Here is a 23,608-nt window from a genome sequence, read left to right as displayed (position 1 = left end):
GCTCTGCGCCAAGCCGCATGACCAGCTTCATGGCCGCCCCTTTTTGCAGAACTTGACGCACACAACCATGACGCAGGAGCGCTAATCCCCCCTCGAGATGGCCGGCAGGCCAGAGGGGTCGCGAAGGAACGCGGCGCTGCAGGATCAAGGTTCCTCGCCCCCACGAATGTGGGGGAGAGGTGGCTCGGCGAAGCCGAGACGGAGAGGGGAGCGCCCTACGAAGTCCCCCTCTCCGTCCGCTTCGCGGCCACCTCTCCCCCGCCTTTGGCGGGGGCGAGGAACCCTAGCATTGATACGCTGGCGGGACAGCGCCCAGTGTCCTACCGAACGTCTCCCCACGATGGGAGAACTACCCCCGCTCTGGGAACATCGCCTTCAGCCCCTCGCGCGAGGCCTTCGCCACGCCGCGCTCGGTGATCAGCCCCGTCACCAGCCGCGCCGGCGTCACGTCGAAGGCAGGGTTTGCCGCCGGCGTCGCATCGGGTGAGACGCGCACCTGGGCTACCTTGCCGTCGGCCGTCTTGCCCCACACCAGCGAGACCTCGTCGCCCGAGCGTTCCTCGATCGGGATTTCGGCGAGCCCGTCGGCGACGGTCCAGTCGATGGTGGGCGAGGGCAGCGCGACATAGAAGGGCACGTCGTTGTCGGCGGCGGCTAAAGCCTTGAGATAGGTGCCGATCTTGTTGCAGACGTCGCCATTGGCGGTGGTGCGGTCGGTGCCGACGATCACCATGTCGATGTCGCCATGCTGCATCAAATGCCCGCCGGCATTGTCGACGATCAGCGTGTGCGGCACGCCATGGCCGGCCATCTCCCAGGCGGTGAGCTGGGCGCCCTGGTTGCGTGGCCTGGTCTCGTCGACATAGACGTGGACCGGAATGCCGGCCTCCGTCGCCAGATAGATCGGCGCGGTGGCGGTGCCGTAGTCGACCGTCGCCAGCCAGCCGGCATTGCAATGGGTGAGGATGTTGACGGTTTCACCCGGCTTCTTGCGCGCCGCGATTGCCTTGATGATCGCAAGCCCGTTCTCGCCGATGGCGCGATTCAGCCCGACATCCTCGTCGGCGATCTCGGCGGCGCGCCGGTAAGCCGCCTCGGCGCGCCTTTCCGGCGCGAGCGGTTTCAGGTGCCGGCGCATCTCGTCCAGCGCCCAGCGCAGATTGATTGCCGTCGGCCGCGTCTTGTGCAGCGTCTCCCACACCGCGTCGAGCGCTTCGTCCGACGCATCCTCCGTCATCTGGATGGCGACGCCGTAGGCGGCGGTGACGCCGATCAGCGGCGCGCCGCGCACCCACATGTCGCGGATCGCGGTGGCGATGCGGGCGACGGTTCCGATCTTCTCGATGCGGAACTCATGCGGCAGCCAGCGCTGGTCGATGATCTCGACCGAACGCTTGTCGTCGCTCAGCCAGATGGTGCGGTAGTGGCGTTCGCCGACGTTCAAATTGTGCTCTCCTGTTCGATCAGCGCGGCCAGGTTGTTGACCTCGTCGATGCTGTGGATCTGGCGCCGGTTGACGGCGATGTGGCGGCCGAAGCGTAGCGCCCTGGCCTCACATGTGGCGCGCAGGTTTTCATCGGCAATGGTCTCGAAATCGGCATTGTGGGCGAGGCCGAGGATGCGCCGGTGCACCTCGATGCCGGCAAAGCCGAGCAGGTCGGTCCAGATGCCGGAGAGCACGTGGCCGAGCGCCTGTTCGGCCGCGAGCCGGTCGCCCTGATCCTCGAACAAGCTCCTGTGGTAGAGCATGCCGGTGCGCTCGGTGCGCCACAGCTGCGAGAACTCGGCGCGGAAGATAGCCCAGGTCTCGGCCGTGACCTTGAGCAGATAGGCGCGCATCGAGTCGCGGCTGCCTTTCTCCTCGTGGCCGCGCTGCGAGAAGAAGGCCATCCAGAAATTGGCGAGCAGCATGCCGACATCGAAGGCGATCGGCCCGTAGAAGGCGAATTCCGGATCGATCATCCGGGTCTCTGTGTCGGTCACCATGATCGAGCCCGAATGCAGGTCGCCATGCAGCAGCGTCTCGGCGTTGGCGGCGAAGAGATGCTTCAGCCGCTGCGCCTCGACCTTGAGGTCGCGGTCGGCGCGCAGTTCGGCGACCACGCCGTCGAGCTGCGGGCTGGTGTGCCGGTTCATCTCGGCATCGAAATAGGGATCGGAAAACACCAGGTTCTCGGTGATGTCGCAGAGCTCGACATTGTCTGCGAAGAGCGCGAGGTCGGCCTTGCGCTCCTTTGTCACCATCGACAGGTCCGAGCCGCGAAACAGCGTGCGCGCCATGAACAGGCCGATGTCGCGCGCGATGTTCGGCAGTTCCCGGCCGTCGATCAGAGCGCGCCTGAGAATGACGTGTGGCGACAGATACTCCATGACGATCAGCGCCTGGCCCTCGTCGAAATGGTAGATCGCCGGCACCGAGCCAGGCGCTCGGCGCTCTTGCCTTGTCAGCGCATGATATTCGAAGAAGGAACGCTTAAGCGGCAGCGGCCAGCTGTCGCCGACCAGCCGCACATAGGGCAGCGCCTGCTTGACCACGGCCGCGCCCTTGTCGCCTTCGACGATGAAGACGAGGTTCAAATTGCCGTCGCCGACCTCGCGTACTGTCCAACGGCTCGCGTCCTTGCCGATGCGCTCGCTCAGCGCCGCGTTCTCGCCAAGGCGCTTCGGCAGCGTCTCCACCGACAATGCTTCGAACGGCTTCGTCCCGGTCATTCTCTCCCCTCCTGCTCGTGGTTTCCAACGATAGCGGAGCCACGGCGGCAGGGCCAAGCTAGGAAGCGCTCTGGCAAATGTCAATCGTGTTGACAATTGCCGATACAGACCATAGCGTCACGGATCAGGGAGGAACGAATGGGCGCAGATGCCGTGTTCCGTGTGGAGGGCCTGAGGAAATCCTTTGGCCAGAACGAGGTGCTTGGCGGCATCTCGCTCGAGCTTTATGCAGGCGAGGTCACGGTGCTGATGGGCGCCAACGGCGCTGGCAAATCCACCCTGGTCAAGATCGTCAGCGGCGTCTACGAGCGCGGCGGCGGCATGATGCGGCTGGCCGGCGACGCCTTCGATCCCCGCACGCCGGCCGAAGCGATCCGCGCCGGCGTCGTCACCGTGCATCAGAACATCAATGACGGCGTGGTGGCCGATCTCGACGTCGCCACCAATCTGACGCTGGATAGGCTGAGCGGCAAAGGCGCCACGGTTTTGTTCAAGCCGAGCAACGTCCGCGCCGAAGCCAAGGCCGTCGCCGACCGTATGGGCCTCGCCATCGACCTCAGGGCGCGTGTCGCCGACCTCTCGCTCGCCGACCGGCAGATGGTGGCCATAGCCCGCGCCATGGCGCACCGGCCGAAGGTGCTGATCCTCGACGAGCCGACCTCCTCGCTGTCGAGCGCCGAGGCCGACCGGCTGTTTTCGCTGATCGACCGGCTGCGCGGGCAGGGCGTCGCCGTCCTCTACATCTCGCACCGCATGTCCGACATCAGGCGCCTTGCCGACCGCATCGTCTCGATGCGCGACGGCGCCGTCTCCGGCGTCTTCGACCGGAAGCCGCTCGACTATGAGGGCGCCGTCAACGCCATGCTCGGCCGCAAGATCCATCTCGACCGGGTCGTCGCCAGAAGCTCGGCGCGCGCGGTCTTCTCCTCCGAAGGCCTGCAATTGTCGCAGGGTGCGAAACCGATCTCGATAACTCTCGGCGCCGGCGAAGTAGTGGCGGTCACCGGCCTTGTCGGTGTCGGCAAGACGGCGCTTGCCGAAACTTTGTTCGGCGTGCGCAGGCCGCTCGCCGGCACCATGCATATGGACGGCCAGCCCTATGCACCTCACTCGGCGCGCGAGGCGATCGCCGCCGGCGTCTTCCTCGTCGCCAAGGACCGCGCCGACAGTGGCATCGTCGGCGGCTTCAACATCGAGCGCAACATCAGCCTGCCGTTCCTCAGGCGCATGTCGGGCTTTGGCGTCATGAGGAAGCGCGCAGAACGAGCTGCCGCTCGACGCCAGATCGACGAACTCGGCATCGTCTGCCGCTCCGAGAAGGACGAGCTCTCGGCGCTGTCGGGCGGCAACCAGCAGAAGGTGATGGTCGCGCGCTGGATGTCGCAGAACTCGCGCCTGTTCATCCTCGATGAGCCGTTCCAGGGCGTCGACATCTCGGCAAGGCGCGACATCGCAGCCAAGCTCAGGGCAAGCGCCGACGGCCGCGCCACGCTCATTTTCGTCACCGAGCTCGACGAGGCGCTGGAGACCGCCGACCGCATCCTGGTGATGTCGGAACACACGATCGTCGGCGAGCACAGGAACGCCGACATCGACCTCGATCGGTTGCTGGCCGAGGTGGCCGGCGGGCCGCTCACCAGCGCGGCGTGAGATCCGGATGACGAGATTTGGAGTGCAGGCATGAGTTCCAGTTTAGCGGAGAGGGCGACGGCGCGGGAGCGTTCGATGACATTGCGCGACTATGCCATCCGCTATGGTTTCATCGTCCTGCTTGTCGGGCTGATTGCCTATTTCGCGATCGCCGCCGACGGCTTCGCCTCGCCGCAAAGCGCGGTCTTCATCTTCCAGTCGGTGGCGATCACCGGCGTGCTGGCGCTCGGCGTCACCGCGACGCTGGTCGTCGGTGGCTTCGACCTGTCGATCGGCTCGGTCGCCACCAGCGCCATGATGGCGGCGTCCTATGCGATGGTGGTGCTGGAGCAGAACGCCATCGTTGCCGTCATCGCCTGCGTGGTCATCGGCGTCGTCGTCGGCCTGATCAACGGCTGGCTGATCGTCTATATGCGCGTGCCCGACCTGCTGGCGACGCTGGGCATGATGTTCCTGCTGCTTGGCCTGCAGCGCATCCCGACCGAGGGCCGCTCGATCGCGACCGGCATGACGATGCCCGACGGCTCCGTCGCCAACGGCAGGTTCAGCGAGGCCTTCCTGGCGCTTGGCCGCCACCGCATCGACTTCTTCATCCCGAACCTGATCCCGGTCTCGGTGGTGGTGCTCGTCGTGCTCGCGGTGTTGATCTGGTTCTTCCTTGAATACACCCGCTTCGGCCGCATGATGTACGCCGTCGGCAGCAATGAGCGCGCCGCCGAACTCGCCGGCGCGCCTGTCAAGGCATACAAAATCTGGGCCTACGTCATATCAGGAGTTTTTGCCTCGATCGGCGGGATTTTGCTCGCCGCCCGGCTTGGACGCGGCGACATCGCCTCGGGTAATAATCTCCTGCTCGACGCAGTCGCGGCGGCGCTTATCGGTTACGCGGTGCTCGGTGCCGCCAAGCCCAACGCCTTCGGCACCGCCGTCGGCGCGGTGTTCGTCGGCGTCCTGCTGCAAGGTCTGACGATGATGAACGCCCCTTACTACACGCAGGATTTCGTCAAGGGCGCGGTGCTCGTCGTCGCCCTTGTCTTCACCTTCGCCCTTTCCGGCAGGGGCAAGAGATAGGTTCGACCGGGGCATTGATGAGAACACAAACGGAGGAAAAAGTGAGCATTACAAGAAGACTTTTGGGCAAGGCCGCACTTGGCCTTGCGGGCGCGGCGCTGCTGATGCAGGGCACGGCGCTGGCCGCGGACCGTCCGGCGCCGTTCGACAAGCCCGGCGTCAAGATCGCGTTGGTGCGTTACCTTTCGACCGGTGACTTCTTCCAGGCGTATCTCTCCGGCGTCGAGGCGCAGGCCAAGGCGCTCGGCGTCGACCTGCGCGTGCTGGACAGCCGCCAGGATGCGGCCCTCCAGGCCGACATGGTCGACCAGGCCATCGCGCTCGGCGTGCAGGGCATCATCATCCAGCACGGCCTGACGGAATCGATGAAGGACGCCGCCCAACGTGCGGTCGATGCCGGCATCAAGGTCGTCGCCTTCGACGTCAACGTCGAGAACCCGAAGATCCCGCAGATCGAGCAGTCGGACCGCGACCTTGCAAAGCTCGCGCTCGAGCAGGCGGTCAAGGACAATGGCGAAAGCTGGAAGGCCGGCTATGTCTATGTCGCCGGCATCGCTCCGCTCGACCGACGCAACGAAACCTGGGTCGACGTGAAGAAGAAGCATTCGGGCATCAGCGAAGTTGCCATGTTCGGCACGCTCGACAACCCGATCGCCAATTCCGTCGCCAACCAGGCGCGCTCGGTGCTGCAGGCGCATCCCGACATCAAGGTGATGTTCGCGCCCTATGACGAGTTCGCCAAGGGCGTGAAGATCGCCGTGGACGAGGCGGGGATGAACAAGGGCATCAAGATTTATTCGGCCGACATCTCGACCTCCGACATCGCCGCGATGCGCGAGCCGGACAGCGCCTGGGCGGCGACCGCCGCCACCAATCCGGCTGTCGTCGGCCAGGTTTCGGTGCGGGCGCTGGCGCAGCTGCTCGCCGGCGAGGATCCCGGCCATAACGTCATCGTCCCGCCGACGCTGATCACCCAGAAGGAGCTCATCGACAAGGACATCAAGAACATGGAGGACCTGTCGGCCAAGCTGCCGCAGTTCGCCCACGCCGATGTCGCGATGCCGGCCTGGATGCCGAACCCGAACGCGAAGTAAGGCTCGGCAACGATTTAAAAAGAAAGAGCGGCTCTCGGGCCGCTCTTTCTGCTTATTCGATTGTTTCTTCCGTCCTTCAGGCCGACCGAGCGGCCCTGGCAAGCCCATGCGCCACCAGGCGGTCGATGACCTCCGGGTAGCTGATGCCGCTTGCTGCCATCGCCTTGGCGTACATGCTGATGTTGGTGAAGCCAGGAATGGTGTTGAGTTCGTTGACCAGGAACGTCATGTCCGGCTTCAGGAAAAAGTCGACACGGGCCATCCCGTCGCAACCGACGGCCCTGAAGGCCTTGGCGGCCATGTCGCGCATGGCTTCCTCGACCTCCGGCGGCAGTTCGGCAGGCACGATCAATGCCGCGCCATTTTCGTCGATATACTTGGCATTGTAGTCGTAGAAGCCGTGACTTTCGGCGGGCACGATCTCGCCCGGTCGTGAGACGAAGAGTTCGCCTTCGGGATCTTCCAGCACGCTGTACTCGATCTCGCGGCCACGAACGAATTCCTCCGCCAGCAGTTTGCGATCGTGCTGGAAGGCTTCCTCGAGCGCCCGATCGAATTCCTGGCTGGCATTGACCTTTGCGACGCCAACCGACGAGCCTTGCCGCGTCGGCTTGATGAACAGCGGCAGACCAAGCTGATCTTCCAGCACGGCGAGGGCAGGTGCTGCGCCCGCGTCGATCGTCACCGAACGCGCGACAGGCACTCCCGCCGCCTTCAGCAGCCGCTTGGCGATATCCTTGTCGAGGGCCGTGGCCGAACCCAGGATGCCGCAGCCGGCGAGCGGCACGCGCGCCACTTCCGCCAGTCCCTGCGCGGCGCCGTCCTCGCCATGGAGACCGTGCAGGACCGGAAACAGAATATCGATGGCAGGCAGTTCGTAGGGCGGCCCGTCGATCGGAACAGCCAGCATTCGTCCATGGCCGCCTGGCACCAGACAGATCTCCGCGCCGCTCGACGGTTTCGCCAGCGCGCCGTCCTTGAAGTGGCTCAGGAGCCATTGCCCGTCGGGTGTGACGAAGATTGGAACGGCATCGTATTTCGCCGGCTCCAGCGCGAGCATCACATTGGTCGCCGAAAGCAACGACACGTCGTGCTCGGCGGAGCGCCCGCCAAAGAGCACACCGATACGCAGTCTTTTCTCGGCCATCGACAAATCCACCAATGATCAGGATCAGAACCCGACCGCGATGCCGGGCCGGGCGAAGAAGCGGTCGAAGGTGGCGAGCGGCAGTGCGACGTTCGCCTGGCTCTGCCGGTCGTGGCCGGACGGGTTGTGGAAGCGGATTTCGCTCGGCGAGGCTGCCGTCACCAGAACCAGATGTCCGCCCTTCGACGGCGGCTGGCGCTCGGGCCAGCGGATCGCGGGATGCACCGAGGCGATGAAGTAGCGCCACCTGGAAAGAAGTCGGGGCACCATGGCCATATCGACATTCGTCATCGTCTCCGCGGAGAGGCTGAAACGTTCGCGGGCGAACCTGACGAAGGGCTCGTAGATCAGCCCTTTGATCGAGCCGTCGATCTCGTTGACGACATAGCCGCCATAGGCCGTGCAGGCGCGGGCGAGTTCCAATGTGGGGTCGATTTCACCGCGCGCGGCAAGGATCATTTTGAGGCAGGCCATGCCGCAGACATTGACGGCCCAGCGCGCATATTCCTCGACCGTGTCCGCGCCGGAGTTGCGCCACAGCGGATCGCGATGGAGTGCCGATGGCCCCTCTGCCAGAAGCGGCAAAGTCATGCCGGGCGATTCCCACTGGCTGAAATAAGGCACTTCCCTGGATTGCATGCCGGCTCCAGCCTTGCGTCTCGCATGAGAGACACAAGGCACCCCCTTAAAGCTGCGTGAGAGATAGCGACGGATTGGAGCGGGATTTTGACCCGTTGGAGCAGTTTTTCAGGACAAAGTGTGCAACGGTTTTCCGTCCGCACGTGCGTCACGACAAGGAGCGGTTCGTCGTTTCGTGAAACGACGAACCGCTCAAAGGGCGTGCCTTTGCTTGTTCAGCGCAGAGCGGCTGCGATGTTGCCGCCGTCCACCGTAGTCACGTCGGCAGTGGTGCGTTCGGCCAGCGCCTGGTGCAGGAAGGCCTGCGCCACGTCGTCGGCCGTCACTTCCTGTCCGAGTAGGTTGCCGGACATGTATTCCTTCTCCGACACGCCGCGCGCGCCGGAGCGGCTGGCGATCATGGCGTCGGTCAGAAGGCCGGAGCGGATGCGGTCGGCGTTGACAGCGTTGGAGCGGATGCCCTGCGCGCCGTAGTCCAGCGCGTATTGCCGGGACAGGAACAGCGTCGCTGCCTTGGGCAGCCCATAGGCGCCGAATTTCGGTCCGGGATTGACCGCCTGCTTGGAGGTGTTGAACAAAAGCACGCCGCCGGTGCCCTGCTCCAGCATGATGCGCACCGCGTTCTGCGCCGCCGACTGGTGGGCGAAGAAATTGAGCTCGAAGCTCTTGCGCAGCAGCCCATCGTCGAGCTCGCCGATCCGGCCTTCCCAGGCGGCACCGGCGTTCGAAACCAGGATGTCGACGCCGCCATAGACCGCGACCGCCTTGTCGAAGGCGGCGCGCATCTCGACCGGGTTGGTGATATCGGCGCCGACGCCGATCGAGTTGTTGCCGGCCGCCTTCGCCGCTTCAGCGGCTTTGGCCGGATCGAGGTCGACGATGACGGCATGCGCGCCGTTGGCGGCGAACAGTTTCGCCGTCGCCGCGCCGATCGCGCCGGCGCCGCCGGTGATCAGCACCACCTGGCCGGTCAGCGGCTTGGGCTTGTTGGAGGCGAGCTTGGCCTGTTCCAGCGACCAGTATTCGAGCGGGAAGAGGTCGGCCTTGGAGAGCGGCTGGAAATTGCCGATGGCTTCGGCGCCACGCACCGCTTCGATCCACATCTCGCCGACATCCGAGGCGATTTTCGCATCCTTCAGCGTGCGGCCATGGCCGAACATGCCGAGGCCCGGCACCAGCGTCAGGCGCGGCATCGGGTCGAGCATGGTGCGCTTGACGTCGTCCAGCGCGTCATTGGTCTCGAAATAGGCGCGGTAGTCCTTGGCGAAGGTCTCGACATGGCCGCGGATGATGGCCTTGTAGTCGCCGAGCTTGTCGGCGTCCGGCGCGGGCACCGCCATCGGACCAGTCTTGATGCGGATCGACAGGTCCGGCGTCGACACGCCGCGCCCGGCATAGTCGGCGATCTTTGCCGAATTGATGAAATCGACGATCGCGTCCGAGGTACGGAAGTCGCTGATCATACGGTCGAAGCGGCCTTCGCCGCGTGCCACCGCGACAGCGCCGCGCAGCGTCGGCGCGATGTCGCTTGGCCTGGCGAGTTTCGCCGGGAGCTCCGCCTTGGCCGCCTGCGGCTTGCCGTGCTTCGCGACATACTCCTCGGCGACATTCACGTAGTGGATCATCCGGTCATAGGCCTGCCGGGCATCGTCGCCGAAGGTGAAGACGCCGTGCTTGTCGAGGATCAGGCCTTCGACGCTTGGATCGGCATCGAAAACTTCCGCCGCAACCTTGGCGAGATCGAAGCCCGGCTTGATGTAGGGCACATAGCCCATTTTGCCCCCGAACACCTTTGCCACCAGCGCCTTGCTGTCTTCCTGGTCGACGATGGCCAGGATGGCGGTCGAATGCGTGTGGTCGACGAATTTGTGTGGCAGGAAGGCGTGCAGCAGCGTCTCGACCGACGGGTTGGGGGAGGCGGGATCGATGAGGTTGGAGCGCTGCAGCGCCACCATGTCCTCGTCGGAGAGCTTGTCCAGCGAACGCGCCTTGAGCAGCGCGCCCATCTTCACCGCCGGCAGGCCTTGCGGCTCGATGACCGCCATGTCCCAGCCGCTGCCCTTGACGCAGAGCACGTCCCATTCGTCGCCGACCAGATCGGTCGCCTTGGTCTTGCAGGAGGTGTTGCCGCCGCCATGCAGCACCAGCCGCGGCTCGCCGCCGAGAAGACGGGTCGTGTAGACGCGCAGCGCGAGATCGCGGCCGACGCCCTTCTTCGCATAGTCGTCGACCATCTTTTCCGCGTCGGCGTCGTTCCAAAGGTTCTTCATCTCGTTCCGTCCGATTCCGTCTTTTTGCTGCTCATGAACAGGAAGCCGCGACATCTTGATGACAGAAGCGGCGAGGGTAATTTTTACGAGGCCTTTTTGCTTGCCGCGCCCGCGTGATCGAGAAGACGCCCGGCCATATGCGCGCCGACCACCAGATGCGTGCAGAGCCCGCCGGTGATCGCCGCCAGCAGGGGCTCGAACTTGCTGTCCTCCTGCACCACCATCAGCCGCTTTTCGATGGCGCGCAGCGAGGCGAGCTCGGCGGAGATGACCCGCCGGTTGTAATCGCAGTCGAGCACTTCGCCGTTGGCGTCGATGACCTGCCCGGCGATGACGCCGGCAGCGCCTCGGCTGCGCAGCGCCGTCATTTCGGCCGGCGTCAGCGCGCCGCATTTCACCAGATGGCTGTCGGCGTCGACCGCGCCCACTGAGTAGAGCGCGAGGTCGCAGTCGCCGACGCCGGCAAGCTGGTCGCGGATCACCGGCTCGGCGCGCAGGCCCTGCGCCAGTGCCTCGGTCGACAGCACCAGCGGTGCGTAGAAATTGAGGCCCTTGGCGTTGAGCCGCCGCGCGATTTCCATCGTGCATTGGTCGGGCCGATAGGAATAGGGCGCGCCGAGATTGCCGCAGAGCTGCACCACGGTGACGTCCTGCAGGTCGGCATAGGACATGATGTCGGCGATGGTGTAGACGGTGCGGCCCCAGGCGACGCCGATGCGGTCGCCCTTCTTCACCAATTCGAGGAAGACGCTTGCCGCCAGCACCGCGATGTCGGTCGAGGAATCGGCGACATAGGCGTTTTCCGGGGCGATCCAGACGGCGTCGAGCTTGAAGGCATCCTCAACCTTGCGCGCCATGACGTCGTCGGTGAAGAGCTGCGTCGAAGTCGAGATGTTGACGATGCCGGTCTCGCGCGCCTTGCGCAGATACATGGCGACCGACGCGCGCGAAATCTTGAGCTGGTTCGCCACTTCGTCCTGGCGAAGGCCATGGGCATAGTAGAGCCAGGCGGCCTTGTGGATGAGCTGTTCTGCCGGTCGGATCGCCATGCCGCCTCCTCCGCTGACATTAGTCACGGCTCTCGACAAAAGTCAAATCTCGGTGGCTGGTGTAATCGCCTTCCGGCGCGGCTTGATCGAGACAGCCATTCTACCGGGCGCTCATATCATAGCATTTCCCGGTCGTTCAGGGGGATGGCATGATCGCCGGGCAATGGTTAGAAAGCTCGAAAAGACTTTTGGGGAGGACGGGATGGCCAATCCCTACGATACAAATCTCGACCGGAACGCTGCCAACCACCAGCCGCTGACGCCGCTCACCTATCTTGAGCGCGCGGCCAAGACCTATCCCGACCACGTCGCCATCATCCATGGCAGCCAGCGCATCTCCTATCGCGATTTCTGGCGGCGCTCGCTGAAGCTCGCTTCGGCGCTGACGAAGCACGGCGTCGGCAAGGGCGACACGGTGACGGTGATGCTGTCGAACACGCCGCCGATGCTGGAGGCGCATTTCGGCGTGCCGATGACTAGAGCCGTGCTGCATTCGCTGAACACCCGCCTCGATGCCGCCGTGATTGCCTTCCAACTCGACCATGCCGACACCAAAGTGCTGATCGTCGACCGCGAATTCTCCGGAGTGGTCAGGGAAGCGCTGGCATTGGCCAAGGCCAAGCCATTGGTAATCGACTATGACGACCCCGACTATGCCGCCGACGCACCCTATCCGAAGGGCGGGCGGATCGGCACGCTCGACTATGAGGACTTCGTCGCCGGCGGCGACGAGGCTTTCGCATGGTCGATGCCGGATGACGAATGGGACGCCATCTCGCTCAACTACACCTCAGGCACGACAGGCAATCCGAAGGGTGTCGTCTACCACCATCGCGGTGCGGCGCTCATGGCCTACACCAACACCATCCATGCCGGCATGGCCAAGCACGCGGTCTATCTCTGGACGCTGCCGATGTTCCACTGCAACGGCTGGTGCTTCCCCTGGACGCTCGCCGTGCAGGCCGGCACCCATGTCTGCCTGCGCTGGGTGCGGGCAAAGCCGATCTATGACGCGATCGCCGACCACGGCGTCACTCATCTCTGCGGCGCGCCGATCGTCATGTCGGTGCTGATCAACGCCAAGGACGAGGACAAGCGCCAGTTCCAACAGATGGTAACCTTCAACACGGCCGCCGCCCCGCCGCCGGAGGCCGTGCTCTCCGGCATGGCCGATGCGGGCTTCGGCGTGACCCATCTCTACGGCCTGACCGAGACCTACGGGCCGGCCGTCGTCAACGAATGGCACAACGAGTGGGACGAGTTGGAGAAAGGGCCGAGGACGGCGAAGAAGGCACGCCAGGGCGTGCGCTATGCCGCGCTCGAGGGGCTCACGGTGATGAACCCGGAGACGATGACGCAGACGCCGGCCGACGGCGAGACCATCGGCGAGGTCATGTTCCGCGGCAACATCGTCATGAAGGGCTATCTGAAGAACCGCAATGCGACCGACGAGGCCTTCGCCGGCGGCTGGTTCCACTCTGGCGATCTCGGCGTCATGCACCCGGACGGCTATATCCAGCTCAAGGACCGCTCCAAGGACATCATCATCTCGGGCGGCGAGAACATCTCGTCGATCGAGGTCGAGGACGCGCTCTACAAGCATCCATCCGTTGCCTCCTGCGGCGTGGTTGCCCGTGCCGACGAGAAATGGGGCGAGGTGCCGGTCGCCTATGTCGAGCTGAAGCCCGGCAAGACCGCTACCGAAGCCGAGATCATCGAGCACTGCCGGGGCCTGCTTGCTCGCTTCAAGGTGCCGAAGGCGGTGGTGTTCGCGGAGATCCCGAAGACGTCGACGGGGAAGATCCAGAAGTTCCGGCTGCGGGAAATGGCGAAGGGGGCGTAGCTCGCTCCTTCCAACGTGGCCCTGACGTCGACTGTTTGCGTCAGCATCCGCAACGATGGGACAGGGCCATCGGCTAATCGCGGACGTCGGTCATTGCTCCTCGCGACTGTCACCATCTGTCACCAATTATACGCGTACGTCGATTTCGCGTTGACATCTCGCTTCTTTCGATTTACGAGTGACGAAAGTTGAAATTCGTCACTAATCAAACGACAGAGAGCCATGTCAGAAGCCGCCAACATCGTGGCCGATCCCGCCAGACAGGAGAATGTGACCCGCATTCTCGACTGCGCCGAACGCTTGTTCCGGCACTACGGCTACGGCAAGACCAACGTCGCCGACATTGCCCGCGAGCTCGGCATGTCGCCGGCCAACATCTACCGTTTCTTCGCCTCCAAGGTGGAAATCCACCAGGCCGTTTGCGGCCGCATGCTCGGCGCCAGCTACGCGATGGCTTACGAGATCTCGCGCCTCCCGCTCAGCGCCGAGGAGCGGCTGCGCCGCTATGTGCATGCGCAATACAAGATGACGCTGGAAGTCATGCTCGACGACCAGAAGGTCCACGAGATGGTCATCGTCGCGCTCGAACGCGACTGGGGCGTCATCGACAAGCATGTCGACCGCATCCACGACCTGTTCGCCGAGGTGATCCGCGAGGGTATCGAGGCCGGCGAGTTCAGGAAGCAGGACCCTGTGATTGCGTCACGCTGCTTCGGCGCCGCCACCGTCATCCTGTGCCATCCGCAGATGGTCGCGCAGTGCCTTGCCAAGACTAACCGGGCGATGCCCGACGACCTCATCGAATACGCAATCAGAGCCTTGAAATAGCCGCTGCCCGCCGGGTGCCGGTCGACGTTCATTTCCAGTTCGGGAGTGCTAAGGTGTCTTTGTCCAATTCCATCCTCCGCAGGCTATCAGTCGCCGGCCTCGTCATCGCGGCTCTCGGCCTTGCCGGCTGCAGCCAGGAGAAAGCGGCGGTCGTCCAGGAGGTCGTCCGTCCGGTAAAGGTGGTCGAGATCGGCGAGGCGCAAACCACCCGCCAGCTCGATTATTCCGGTTCGGTGCGGGCCCGCACCGAGATGAACCTTGGCTTCCGCATCGCCGGCAAGGTCACCGAGCGTCTCGTCGATATCGGCCAGCATGTGAACGAGGGCGACGTGCTCGCCCGCGTCGATCCATCCGATTACGAGCTGTCGGTGAAGAGCGCTGAGGCGAGCCTCGATGCCGCCGAGCGTCAAGTCGAGACGGTCGATCTCGCCAAGAAGCGCGCAGAGCAGCTCTATGCCAAGAACTTCGCGCCGAAGTCGCAGCTCGATCAGGCGACACTGAGCTACGATCAGGCGGTGGCGACGCGCGATGCCGCCCGTTCGACGCTGGCCCAGGCTGAGAACCAGGTCCACTACACCGATCTCAAGGCCAGCAAGGCTGGCATCGTCACCGCCATCTCCGCCGATATCGGCCAGGTGGTCGGCGCCGGCACGCCTGTCATGACGGTCGCCGTCGACGGCGAGAAGGAAGTGCTGATCGCGGTGCCGGAAATGGACGTAGCCGGCTTCCGCCCGGGCAAGGAGGTCAAGGCGAGCTTCTGGTCGGACGACGCGCTCACGCTCGAGGGCAAGGTCCGCGAGGTGGCCGGCAGCGCCGATCCGCAGTCGCGCACTTTCGCGGTCCGTGTTTCGCTGCCCAATGATCCGCGCGTGCTGCTCGGCATGACAGCCAACGTCGCGGCGACCGTCGGCAGCAAGGCTCAGCTCGTGTCGATCCCGCTGACCGCGATGGCCGAGAAGGACGGCAAGCACATCGTCTGGACGGTCGACCGCGCGAGCGACACGGTGCATCCGCGTCCGATCAAAATTGCCAATTTCACCGCCGACGGTGTCGCCGTCGCCGATGGCCTGAAGCAGGGCGACGTGGTGATAGCCGCCGGTACGCAGTTCATGACCGAAAACCTGAAGGTCAAGTTTTCCGGCGACGTCGCCCAGCAGTCCGCCTCGGCGGAAGGCGACGTCGCGACCACCAGCAGCCTGCGCTAAACAGGCTTGACGAAAGCCTTTCCCGCTCTCGCTGCGCAAGCCGCGAGCCGGGGAGGGCATGGGTTCCGGGCGGCAGGCGCCCGATCGTGAGATGCCGGCATGTTGGTATCCCCCGCGCCACGGCCGCTTCAAACGCGATTGCGAGTCTCTCTCCGCTTGAGGTGCCTCGCCGCCCGGAAGCCCGACCGAGAATTCATGAGCAGCAGGGCAAGCGTGCCTTGCCGGCCAATTGGACTGGACTTGCGCCATGACCACCGACAGCAGCACCGAAAAGCGGCCCTTCAACCTCTCGCGCTGGGCGATCGGACATCCGAGCATCGCCCGCTTCCTGTTTGGCCTGATCATCCTGGCCGGCGCGCTCGGCCTGATGCGCATGGGCCAGAAGGAAGACCCAGACTTCACCTTCCGCGTCATGGTGGTGCAGGCGGTGTGGCCTGGCGCCTCGATCCAGGACATGGAAGACCAGGTGGTCAACAAGATCGAGCGCAAGCTGCAGGAAACGCCGCATCTCGATTTCGTGCGCTCCTACACCCGTGCCGGCAGCGCCATCATCACCCTGCAGGTCAAGGGCGACACCAATGCCGAAGAGGTGAAGGACGCCTTCTACCAGGTGCGCAAGAAGGTCGGCGACATCGCCAATGAACTGCCGCAGGGCTTGCTCGGCCCTTATTTCAACGACGAGTTCGGCGACACCTTCATCACGCTGCATTCGATCAGCGGCGACGGCTTCACTTATCCGGAGCTGAAGAAATTCGCCATCCAGGCGCGCGACATGCTCCTGGCGACGCCGGGCGTCGAGAAGGCAGTCATCATCGGCGACCAGCCCGAGAAGATCTATATCGACGTCTCGTCCAAGGCGCTTGCCGAGCGCGGCCTGACGATAGTCGACCTGCAGAACGCAGTGAAAGGCCAGAACGCCGTCGATCCGGCCGGCTCGGTCGACACCGGCCTGCGCTCGGTGCGCATTTCGGTCGAGGGCGACGTCGCCAAGGCCGCCGACATCCGCGAACTGAGACTGCGCGCCGGCAACCAGGTGACGCGTCTCGGCGACATCGCCACGGTCACCTCCGGCCTCGAGGATCCGTACCAGCGCAAATACCGCTTCAACGGCCACGAGAGCGTCCAGGTCGGCGTCGTCATGGCCAAGGGTTTTAACGTCAGGGACGTCGGCAAGGATGTCGAAGCGACCTACAAGCGCTTCGAGGAAGGCCTGCCTTACGGCGTTGCGGTCGACCAGGTCTCCGACCAGCCGGAGGTCGTCAAGGACGCCGTGAACGAGTTCATGGAGGCGCTCGGCGAAGCGCTGCTCATCGTGCTTGTCGTCTCGTTCCTGTCGATCGGCTGGCGCTCCGGCCTGGTGATCGCGATCGCCATTCCGCTGGTTTTAGCCGCCACCTTCGCCATCATGTATGAGATCGGCATCGACCTGCAGCGCATCTCGCTCGGCGCGCTGATCATCGCGCTAGGCCTGCTCGTCGACGACGCCATGATCGTCGTCGAGATGATGGAGCGAAAGCTCGAGGAGGGCCTGGTCAAGATCGAGGCGGCAAGCTTCGCCTATTCGTCCACCGCCTTCCCGATGCTCACCGGCACGCTGATCACCACGGCCGGCTTCATCCCGGTCGGCTTCGCCGCCTCAACCGCCGGCGAATATGTGCGCACGCTGTTCTATGTCGTCGGCATCGCGCTGGTGGTGTCGTGGTTCGTCGCCGTCTATTTCACGCCGTGGCTCGGTTACATGATCCTGAAGCAGCGCAAGCACGCCGGCACCCATCACGACGTCTTCGACACGCGCTTCTACCGGCGGCTTCGTGCGACGGTCACTTGGGCGGTGCGCCACCGCATCATCGTGCTGGTGATGACGCTGGTCACCTTCGGCACCAGCCTGTGGGCCTTCCAGTTCATTCCGCAGAACTTCTTCCCGCAGTCCTCGCGCCCGGAAATCCTGGTCGATCTCTGGCTGCCGGAAGGCACCTCAATCAAGGAGGTCGAGACGCAGGCCAAGGCGCTGGAATCAAGGATGATGGACGACCAGGACAAGCGCTTCATCGCCACTTACATCGGTGAGGGCGCGCCGCGCTTCTTCCTGCCGCTCGACCAGCAGCTCAGGAACCCGAACTTCGCCCAACTCCTGGTGATGGCCAAGGACGAGCCGGCGCGCGAGCGCCTGATCGTCAAGCTGCGCTCTATCCTCGCCAAGGACTTCCCCTCGATCCGCGCCAAGGTCGACCGCCTGTTCCTCGGTCCGCCGACCGGCTGGCCGGTGCAGATGCGCATCATGGGTCCGGACCGACAGGAAGTGCGCCGCATCGCCGACGAGGTGAAGGCGAGGTTCCAGGCCAATCCGCTGCTCGGCGCCGTCCATGACGACTGGCTGGAGCCGGTGCCGGCGATGAAGCTGGTCATCGACCAGGACCGAGCCCGCGCACTCGGCGTCACCTCGCAGCGCATCCGCCAGACGCTGCAGGCCACCATGTCCGGCGCGCCGCTCGACGACTTCCGCGACGGCGAAGAGACGGTCTCCATCGTCGCCCGCGAGCCGGACGCGACGCGTCACCTGCTCTCTTCGGTCGACTCCGTCTACGTCCCGACCGACTTCGGCGGCTCGGTGCCGCTGTCGCAGGTGGCCAAGATCGTGCCCGTCATGGAGCAGGGCATCGAATGGCGACGTGATCGCCTGCCCACCATCAGCGTGCGCGCCACGCTGCCGGACGGCGTGCAATCGAACGACGTTGTCACCAAGATGTACAACGACATGAAGGACCTGCGTGCCGGCCTTGCGCCCGGCTACAAGATCGAGATCCAGGGCGGTGCGGAAGACTCGGCCGAAAGCCAGGCCTCGATCGCCGCCAAGGCGCCGATCATGCTCGCCATCATCGTCATATTGCTGATGGTCCAGCTACAGCATTTCGGCAAGTCGATGCTGGTGCTGGCCACCGGTCCGCTGGGCATCATCGGCGCCGCGGCAGCGCTTCTGATCAGCGGCGCGCCGTTCGGCTTCGTCGCCATCCTCGGCGTCATCGCGCTGCTCGGCATCATCATGCGCAACTCGATCATCCTGGTCGACCAGATCGACCAGGATATCGCGGCCGGCATGGAGCGATCGGAGGCGATCGTCGGCGCGGCCGTCCGCCGCTTCCGGCCGATCATGCTGACGGCGCTGACCGCGGTCCTGGCGCTGATCCCGATCTCGCGCGCCGTCTTCTGGGGGCCGCTGGCCTACGCCATGATGGGCGGCATCCTGGTCGCCACCGTGCTCACCATCCTGGTGCTGCCGGCGGGCTATGCGCTGTTCTTCGCCCGCGAGGCCAAGAAGGCCAAGACCGACGAGCCGGCGCCGGAGCCGGAACAGATCGAAGGCATCGAAAGACCGCAGCTGGCGCTGGCTGCGGAATAGAGCATGATCCCGAAAAGTGCGTAGCGGTTTTCGGAAAAGATTATGCTGAAATGAGGAGACAGGTGGCAACCTCGCATCATCCGCCATCGGCGAACGCCGATGGCGGATGACGCGTATTCGGGGTAGCGGCGTGGGAACGTTGGCTGACGCCCTCAGCCGAGCTCCTCGGAATGCGCGATCGCGACGCCGTATTCGGCGGCCGAATCGAGCAACGTGTGCCACAGGCTCTCGGCAAAGGTCGCGAACACCAACAGGTTGAACACGGCCTGGCCGTCCGCCCGGTCCTTGCCGCGCCAAAGCGTGACGCTGGTGTGGTCCATCGAGGTGGCGGCGGCCGCGCCGACCGGGAACAAATCGGGGTACAGGTCGATCGACGACAGCTTGGCGAGCATCGTTCGCGCCTTGGCGCCGGTGAGGCTGATCAGAACCCGCGCATGCGATTGATCGGAAAGCGAGGTCGAGACTGCGAAGGCTCGGCCAAGCGCCTCCATCGTGTGCTTGCCGCCTTTAGACAGCACGAGGAACTGATCCGGCCCGGACCAGATCAACGTGGCATCCGCGGTGCCGACTGCCTTCGGCGTTTCGGGCGCGGCGACACCGAAGCGAGCCTTCGCAGCTTTGGCCATCTCCGCGGCCTTGCCGCGCCGCGCCATGACCTGGATGAGGTCGAAATTGCGGATTTCTGTCAGCGCCACGCCGGCTTCACCCTGCGCGCCATAAGAGCCAGCTACCAGTGTGCGGTGGAGTGGACTGCGGACGTCCCAGGAAAAATCAGTCACGCTGGCGCCCTCCATCCCGGTCGTAGAAGACGGAATTACAGAGCTCGACATCGTAATCCTCGCCGCGCAGCGGATCATGCGCGCGCACGATCTCGCCGATGCGCTCGCGCCCGCGTTCGACAAGGCCGAGTCCGATCCACTGGTCGAGCACCGGCGAGAAACAGACCGAGGTGACATAGCCCTGGTCGTTGTCGGGACCAGGTGTCTCGCCTTTCGGAATGATATGCGCGCCGGAGCGCAGGCGGCGCGCCTTGTCGGTCGGCTTGATGCCGACCACCACCTGCCGGTTCGCTGCGATCAGCGCCTCACGGCCGGCCATGACGCGGCCGATGAAATCCTTCTTGGTCGACATCATCTTGCCGAGGCCGAGATCGGCCGCCGTGGTGGTGCCGTTGAGCTCCGGCCCGGCGACATGGCCCTTTTCGATGCGCATCACACCGAGCGCCTCGGTACCGTAGGGCGTCACGCCGAATGGCTTGCCGGCGATCATCAGGTTGCGCACCAGCGCGTCGCCATAGCGCGCCGGCACCGAGATTTCGAACGCCATTTCGCCAGAGAAGGAGATGCGGAACAGCCGCGCCTTGATGCCGCCGCGCAACTTGACCTCGCGCGCGCCCATGAACGGAAAGCCTTCGTTCGAAAGGTCTTCCACCGGATCGACGATCGCCTTCAGCAGGTCCCGGGTCTTCGGCCCGGCGATCGAGAATTGCGCCCACTGGTCGGAGACCGAGGTCAGCTGCACGTCGAGCTCGGGGAACAACACCTGGCGGCAGAATTCGAGATGCTGCATCACCAGCCCCGCCTTGGCCGTGGTGGTGGTGAGGAAGTAGTGATCCTCGGCCAGCCGCGAGGTCGTGCCGTCGTCATAGACGATGCCGTCCTCGCGCAGCATCAACCCGTAGCGCGCCTTGCCGACGGCGAGGCTGGAGAAGGAGTTGATGTAGACGCGGTCGAGGAAGGCGCCGGCATCTGGACCGTGCACGTCGATCTTGCCAAGTGTCGAGACATCACAGAAACCGACGCCGCCGCGCACCGCCTTGACCTCGCGGGTCACCGACTCCAGCCAATCCTTCTCGCCGGCGCGCGGGTACCATTGCGCGCGTTTCCACAGCCCGGTGTCGACAAAAACGGCACCGTGTTCGGCCGCCCAGTGATGCGATGGCGTCAGCCTGGTCGCATGAAAATTCTCGTCGCGGTGATGGCCGGCGAAAGCGCCGATGGCGACCGGCACGTAAGGCGGCCGGTAGATCGTCGTTCCCGTCTCGGGAATGGATTTACCCGTGACCGCCGCCATGATGGCGAGGCCGGCGACGTTGGACGTCTTGCCCTGGTCGGTCGCCATGCCGAGCGTGGTGTAGCGCTTCAGATGCTCGACCGAATGAAAACCTTCGCGCTGCGCCAGTTCGACATCGGAAGCCGTGACGTCATGCTGCTGGTCGACAAAGGCCTTGCCCTTGCCGGCGACATGCCAGAGCGGCGTCACCGAAAAGGCCTCGTCGTCGGCGACCGGCATAGACCCCGCATTGCCGCTCCGTCCGGCATCGCGCGCCGCAGCGGCGCCGGCCTCGAAACCTTCGCGCAGGCAGGCGCCAAGGCCGAATGCGCCGTTGGCGGCGCCCGCTGCCACCATGCCGGGCGGTGCGTCGCCTGGCACGAAGGCGGCGATGTCGTCGCGCCATTTCGGCCGGCCGCGATGATAGGAGGTGAGCCCGACCGCCGGGTTCCAGCCGCCGGAGATTGCGAGCCCTTCCGCCTCGACCTCGGCGCGCGCGCCGCCGGTCAGCGAGACGGAAATCTTGCGCACGCCATGCTTGCCGCCGTCGACACCGCTGACGGAGCCGTTGAGCACCGGGAAGCCGCCCTTGCTGGCAAGCGAGCGATGGGTGGGCGAGATCTCGGGTCGCGCATCGATTACCGCCGCAACCTGCAGCCCGGCGGCGAGTGCAGTCTCCACCGTGCGCCAGCCGTCCTCATTGTTGGTGAAGAGCGCGATACGCCGTCCCGGCGTCGCGGCGTAGCGATTGATGTAGCTGCGCATCGCGGACGCTATCATCACGCCGGGCGTGTCGTTGCCGGCAAAGACGATCGGCCGTTCGATCGAGCCGGCGGCGACCACGCAGCGCTTGGCCACGATGCGCCACAGCCGCTGCCGCACCTGATGCTCCGGCGGCACCGGCACATGGTCGTTGACGCGTTCGGTCGCGCCATAAGTGCCGCCGTCATAGACGCCGAACAGCGTCGTGCGCGTCATGATGCGCACATCCGGCATCGCAGCGAGTTCGCCGAGCGTGCGCGCGATCCACTCGGCCGCCGGCAGCCCGTCGATCGTGCCGCCATCGGCAAGCAGGCGGCCGCCGAGGACGAAATCCTCCTCGCACAGAATGACGCGCGCGCCGCAGCGCGCGGCGGCCAAAGCCGCCGCCAGGCCGGCCGGGCCGGAGCCGGCAATCACCACATCGCAATGCGCCCAGGCCTTGTCGTAGTGATCGGGATCGGAGACGCCTGCCGCGCGGCCGAGGCCGGCGGCACGGCGGATCGCCGGCTCATAGATCGCTTCCCAGAACTTCGCCGGCCACATGAAGGTCTTGTAGTAGAAACCGGCGACGAAGATCGGCGCGAAGAGCTGGTTGATCGACATCAAGTCGAATTTGAGCGACGGCCAGCGGTTCTGGCTGGTTGCTTCGAGCCCTTCATAGAGCTCGGCCGTCGTCGCCTTGGTGTTCGGCTCGCGCCTGGCGCCGCCGCGCAGTTCGACCAGCGCGTTCGGCTCTTCCGAGCCGGCCGTGAGGATGCCGCGCGGGCGATGATATTTGAACGAGCGGCCGACCAGCTTGACGCCGTTGGCGACCAGCGCCGAAGCGAGCGTGTCGCCCTTGAAACCCGAAAAGGTCTTGCCGTCGAAGCGGAAGCTGAGCTCTTCCGAGCGGTCGATAAGGCCGCCGGTGGCCAGACGGTTTGCCTGACTGCCGCGCATCATGCACCAACCTTGGCCGCGCCGGCGCCCGCTGCCGGCTCAACGGAAGAAATCTCATGCGTCAGCGTGTTGCGGGTGACCTTCAGCCAGGCCCGGCAGCCGCCGCCGTGATACCAATGCTCGCTCATTGCGCCGGCGATGTTGTCGCGCAGGTAGACGTAGTCGTAGACGGCGTCCTCGCCGGCATCGGCCGCGGGGCGTTGCGGCTTGGCGTCGCCGAGATAGGTGAACTCGCCGAGTTCGCGTTCGCCGCAGAAGGGACAGACTATGCGCATATCTTCCGGCCGCCTCAGAGCATGATGCCGAAAAGTGTGGAGCGGTTTTCGGAGGACATCATGCTCTATCTCTCTAGTGCAGGTTCGGTTGGGCGCCCTGGCCCTTCTCGTCGATCATGGCGCCGCGCTGGAACCGGTCGAGGCGGAACCGCGCGGCCTCCTTGTGCGATTGATCGCGGGCGATGAGATGGGCAAAGACGAAGCCGGAGCCCGGCGTCGCCTTGAAACCGCCATAGCACCAGCCGGCATTGAGATAGAGGCCCTCGACCGGGCTCTTGTCGATGATCGGCGAGCCATCCATCGACATGTCCATGATGCCGCCCCACTGGCGCAGGAGCCGCACGCGGCCGATCATCGGGATCAGCGCCATGCCGCCTTCGCAGACATCTTCGACGACCGGCAGGTTGCCGCGCTGGGCGTAGGAATTGTAGCCGTCGATGTCGCCGCCGAAGACCAGCCCGCCCTTGTCGGACTGACTGACATAGAAATGCCCGGCGCCGAAGGTCATGACGTTGGGCAAGAGCGGCTTGATCGCTTCCGACACGAACGCCTGCAGCACATGGCTTTCGATCGGCAGGCGCAGTCCGGCCATCGCAGCGACGCGCGAGGAAGAACCAGCCACCGCCATGCCGACCTTGCCGGCGCCGATCCGGCCGCGCGAGGTCTCGACGCCGG

17 protein-coding genes are annotated in these 23,608 nt (G+C 64.9%); 7 read left to right on the top strand and 10 right to left on the bottom strand.

Features of this window, described 5'->3' with window-relative positions; translation table 11 throughout:
• Positions 1-349 precede the first annotated feature (349 nt).
• Both mtnA and mtnK read right to left on the bottom strand, forming a co-directional pair.
• A complete protein-coding gene (mtnA, locus tag RFM40_RS32015; RefSeq protein ID WP_320224276.1) occupies positions 350-1,444 on the bottom strand; it encodes an S-methyl-5-thioribose-1-phosphate isomerase in 1,095 nt (364 codons plus the stop codon).
• A complete protein-coding gene (gene mtnK, locus RFM40_RS32010) occupies positions 1,441-2,712 on the bottom strand; it encodes an S-methyl-5-thioribose kinase (RefSeq protein ID WP_320278954.1) in 1,272 nt (423 codons plus the stop codon). Before mtnK ends, mtnA begins: the two co-directional genes overlap by 4 nt.
• A gap of 138 nt (positions 2,713-2,850) precedes the next feature.
• Between mtnK and RFM40_RS32005 the strand changes: the two genes are divergently transcribed.
• From RFM40_RS32005 to RFM40_RS31995, 3 genes are all read left to right on the top strand, one after another.
• On the top strand, positions 2,851-4,362 hold the full coding sequence (locus tag RFM40_RS32005; protein WP_320278953.1) for a sugar ABC transporter ATP-binding protein: 1,512 nt from the start codon (positions 2,851-2,853) through the stop codon (positions 4,360-4,362).
• A 75-nt stretch (positions 4,363-4,437) separates the two neighbouring features.
• Positions 4,438-5,433, top strand: coding sequence for an ABC transporter permease (locus RFM40_RS32000; RefSeq protein ID WP_320224451.1), 996 nt, complete (start codon positions 4,438-4,440; stop codon positions 5,431-5,433).
• 41 nt (positions 5,434-5,474) lie between these two features.
• Complete coding sequence (locus tag RFM40_RS31995; protein WP_320278952.1) at positions 5,475-6,527, top strand: substrate-binding domain-containing protein; 1,053 nt, start codon at positions 5,475-5,477, stop codon at positions 6,525-6,527.
• Positions 6,528-6,603: 76 nt separating this feature from the next.
• Here RFM40_RS31995 and RFM40_RS31990 read toward each other — a convergent pair whose 3' ends face one another.
• From RFM40_RS31990 to RFM40_RS31975, 4 genes are all read right to left on the bottom strand, one after another.
• On the bottom strand, positions 6,604-7,674 hold the full coding sequence (locus RFM40_RS31990) for a D-alanine--D-alanine ligase family protein (RefSeq protein ID WP_430691754.1): 1,071 nt from the start codon (positions 7,672-7,674) through the stop codon (positions 6,604-6,606).
• A 24-nt stretch (positions 7,675-7,698) separates the two neighbouring features.
• Positions 7,699-8,313, bottom strand: a complete 615-nt coding sequence (locus tag RFM40_RS31985) for a C39 family peptidase (RefSeq protein WP_320224272.1) — start codon at positions 8,311-8,313, stop codon at positions 7,699-7,701.
• A 215-nt stretch (positions 8,314-8,528) separates the two neighbouring features.
• Complete coding sequence (locus RFM40_RS31980) at positions 8,529-10,583, bottom strand: bifunctional aldolase/short-chain dehydrogenase (protein ID WP_320224271.1); 2,055 nt, start codon at positions 10,581-10,583, stop codon at positions 8,529-8,531.
• 83 nt (positions 10,584-10,666) lie between these two features.
• Complete coding sequence (locus tag RFM40_RS31975; protein ID WP_320224270.1) at positions 10,667-11,632, bottom strand: sugar-binding transcriptional regulator; 966 nt, start codon at positions 11,630-11,632, stop codon at positions 10,667-10,669.
• 202 nt (positions 11,633-11,834) lie between these two features.
• Between RFM40_RS31975 and RFM40_RS31970 the strand changes: the two genes are divergently transcribed.
• From RFM40_RS31970 to RFM40_RS31955, 4 genes are all read left to right on the top strand, one after another.
• Positions 11,835-13,475 (top strand): acyl-CoA synthetase, encoded by a 1,641-nt coding sequence (locus tag RFM40_RS31970; RefSeq protein WP_320224269.1) that lies wholly within the window; start codon positions 11,835-11,837, stop codon positions 13,473-13,475.
• Between the two features lie 222 nt (positions 13,476-13,697).
• Positions 13,698-14,303, top strand: coding sequence for a TetR/AcrR family transcriptional regulator (locus tag RFM40_RS31965; RefSeq protein ID WP_126101585.1), 606 nt, complete (start codon positions 13,698-13,700; stop codon positions 14,301-14,303).
• Positions 14,304-14,356: 53 nt separating this feature from the next.
• Positions 14,357-15,508, top strand: coding sequence for an efflux RND transporter periplasmic adaptor subunit (locus tag RFM40_RS31960; RefSeq protein WP_320224268.1), 1,152 nt, complete (start codon positions 14,357-14,359; stop codon positions 15,506-15,508).
• A 247-nt stretch (positions 15,509-15,755) separates the two neighbouring features.
• Complete coding sequence (locus tag RFM40_RS31955; protein ID WP_320224267.1) at positions 15,756-18,905, top strand: efflux RND transporter permease subunit; 3,150 nt, start codon at positions 15,756-15,758, stop codon at positions 18,903-18,905.
• Between the two features lie 152 nt (positions 18,906-19,057).
• Here RFM40_RS31955 and RFM40_RS31950 read toward each other — a convergent pair whose 3' ends face one another.
• The 4 genes from RFM40_RS31950 to RFM40_RS31935 form a co-directional block, all read right to left on the bottom strand.
• Positions 19,058-19,684 carry a sarcosine oxidase subunit gamma gene (locus tag RFM40_RS31950; RefSeq protein WP_320224266.1) on the bottom strand — a complete coding sequence of 209 codons (627 nt, stop codon included), beginning with the start codon at positions 19,682-19,684 and terminating at the stop codon, positions 19,058-19,060.
• Positions 19,677-22,658 (bottom strand): sarcosine oxidase subunit alpha, encoded by a 2,982-nt coding sequence (locus RFM40_RS31945; RefSeq protein WP_320278955.1) that lies wholly within the window; start codon positions 22,656-22,658, stop codon positions 19,677-19,679. The genes RFM40_RS31950 and RFM40_RS31945 overlap by 8 nt, the downstream gene beginning before the upstream one ends.
• Complete coding sequence (locus tag RFM40_RS31940; protein WP_320224265.1) at positions 22,658-22,933, bottom strand: sarcosine oxidase subunit delta; 276 nt, start codon at positions 22,931-22,933, stop codon at positions 22,658-22,660. The genes RFM40_RS31945 and RFM40_RS31940 overlap by 1 nt, the downstream gene beginning before the upstream one ends.
• 73 nt (positions 22,934-23,006) lie before the next feature.
• On the bottom strand, positions 23,007-23,608 hold a 602-nt coding region (locus RFM40_RS31935), incomplete at its 5' end, for an FAD-dependent oxidoreductase (protein WP_320278951.1).

This window comes from Mesorhizobium captivum (assembly GCF_033977165.1).
GTDB classification, from domain to species: Bacteria; Pseudomonadota; Alphaproteobacteria; order Rhizobiales; family Rhizobiaceae; genus Mesorhizobium; species Mesorhizobium captivum.
This window is presented reverse-complemented; position numbering and strand designations above follow the sequence as displayed.

What these genes read in the sequence shown, in the direction of transcription:
- mtnK (WP_320278954.1), bottom strand. Translation starts at nt 2,712, where the DNA reads ATGACCGGGACGAAGCCGTTCGAAGCATTGTCGGTGGAGACGCTGCCG.
- RFM40_RS32005 (WP_320278953.1), top strand. Translation starts at nt 2,851, where the DNA reads ATGGGCGCAGATGCCGTGTTCCGTGTGGAGGGCCTGAGGAAATCCTTT.
- RFM40_RS32000 (WP_320224451.1), top strand. Translation starts at nt 4,438, where the DNA reads ATGACATTGCGCGACTATGCCATCCGCTATGGTTTCATCGTCCTGCTT.
- RFM40_RS31990 (WP_430691754.1), bottom strand. Translation starts at nt 7,674, where the DNA reads ATGGCCGAGAAAAGACTGCGTATCGGTGTGCTCTTTGGCGGGCGCTCC.
- RFM40_RS31985 (WP_320224272.1), bottom strand. Translation starts at nt 8,313, where the DNA reads ATGCAATCCAGGGAAGTGCCTTATTTCAGCCAGTGGGAATCGCCCGGC.
- RFM40_RS31980 (WP_320224271.1), bottom strand. Translation starts at nt 10,583, where the DNA reads ATGAAGAACCTTTGGAACGACGCCGACGCGGAAAAGATGGTCGACGAC.
- RFM40_RS31975 (WP_320224270.1), bottom strand. Translation starts at nt 11,632, where the DNA reads ATGGCGATCCGACCGGCAGAACAGCTCATCCACAAGGCCGCCTGGCTC.
- RFM40_RS31970 (WP_320224269.1), top strand. Translation starts at nt 11,835, where the DNA reads ATGGCCAATCCCTACGATACAAATCTCGACCGGAACGCTGCCAACCAC.
- RFM40_RS31965 (WP_126101585.1), top strand. Translation starts at nt 13,698, where the DNA reads ATGTCAGAAGCCGCCAACATCGTGGCCGATCCCGCCAGACAGGAGAAT.
- RFM40_RS31955 (WP_320224267.1), top strand. Translation starts at nt 15,756, where the DNA reads ATGACCACCGACAGCAGCACCGAAAAGCGGCCCTTCAACCTCTCGCGC.
- RFM40_RS31945 (WP_320278955.1), bottom strand. Translation starts at nt 22,658, where the DNA reads ATGCGCGGCAGTCAGGCAAACCGTCTGGCCACCGGCGGCCTTATCGAC.
- RFM40_RS31940 (WP_320224265.1), bottom strand. Translation starts at nt 22,933, where the DNA reads ATGCGCATAGTCTGTCCCTTCTGCGGCGAACGCGAACTCGGCGAGTTC.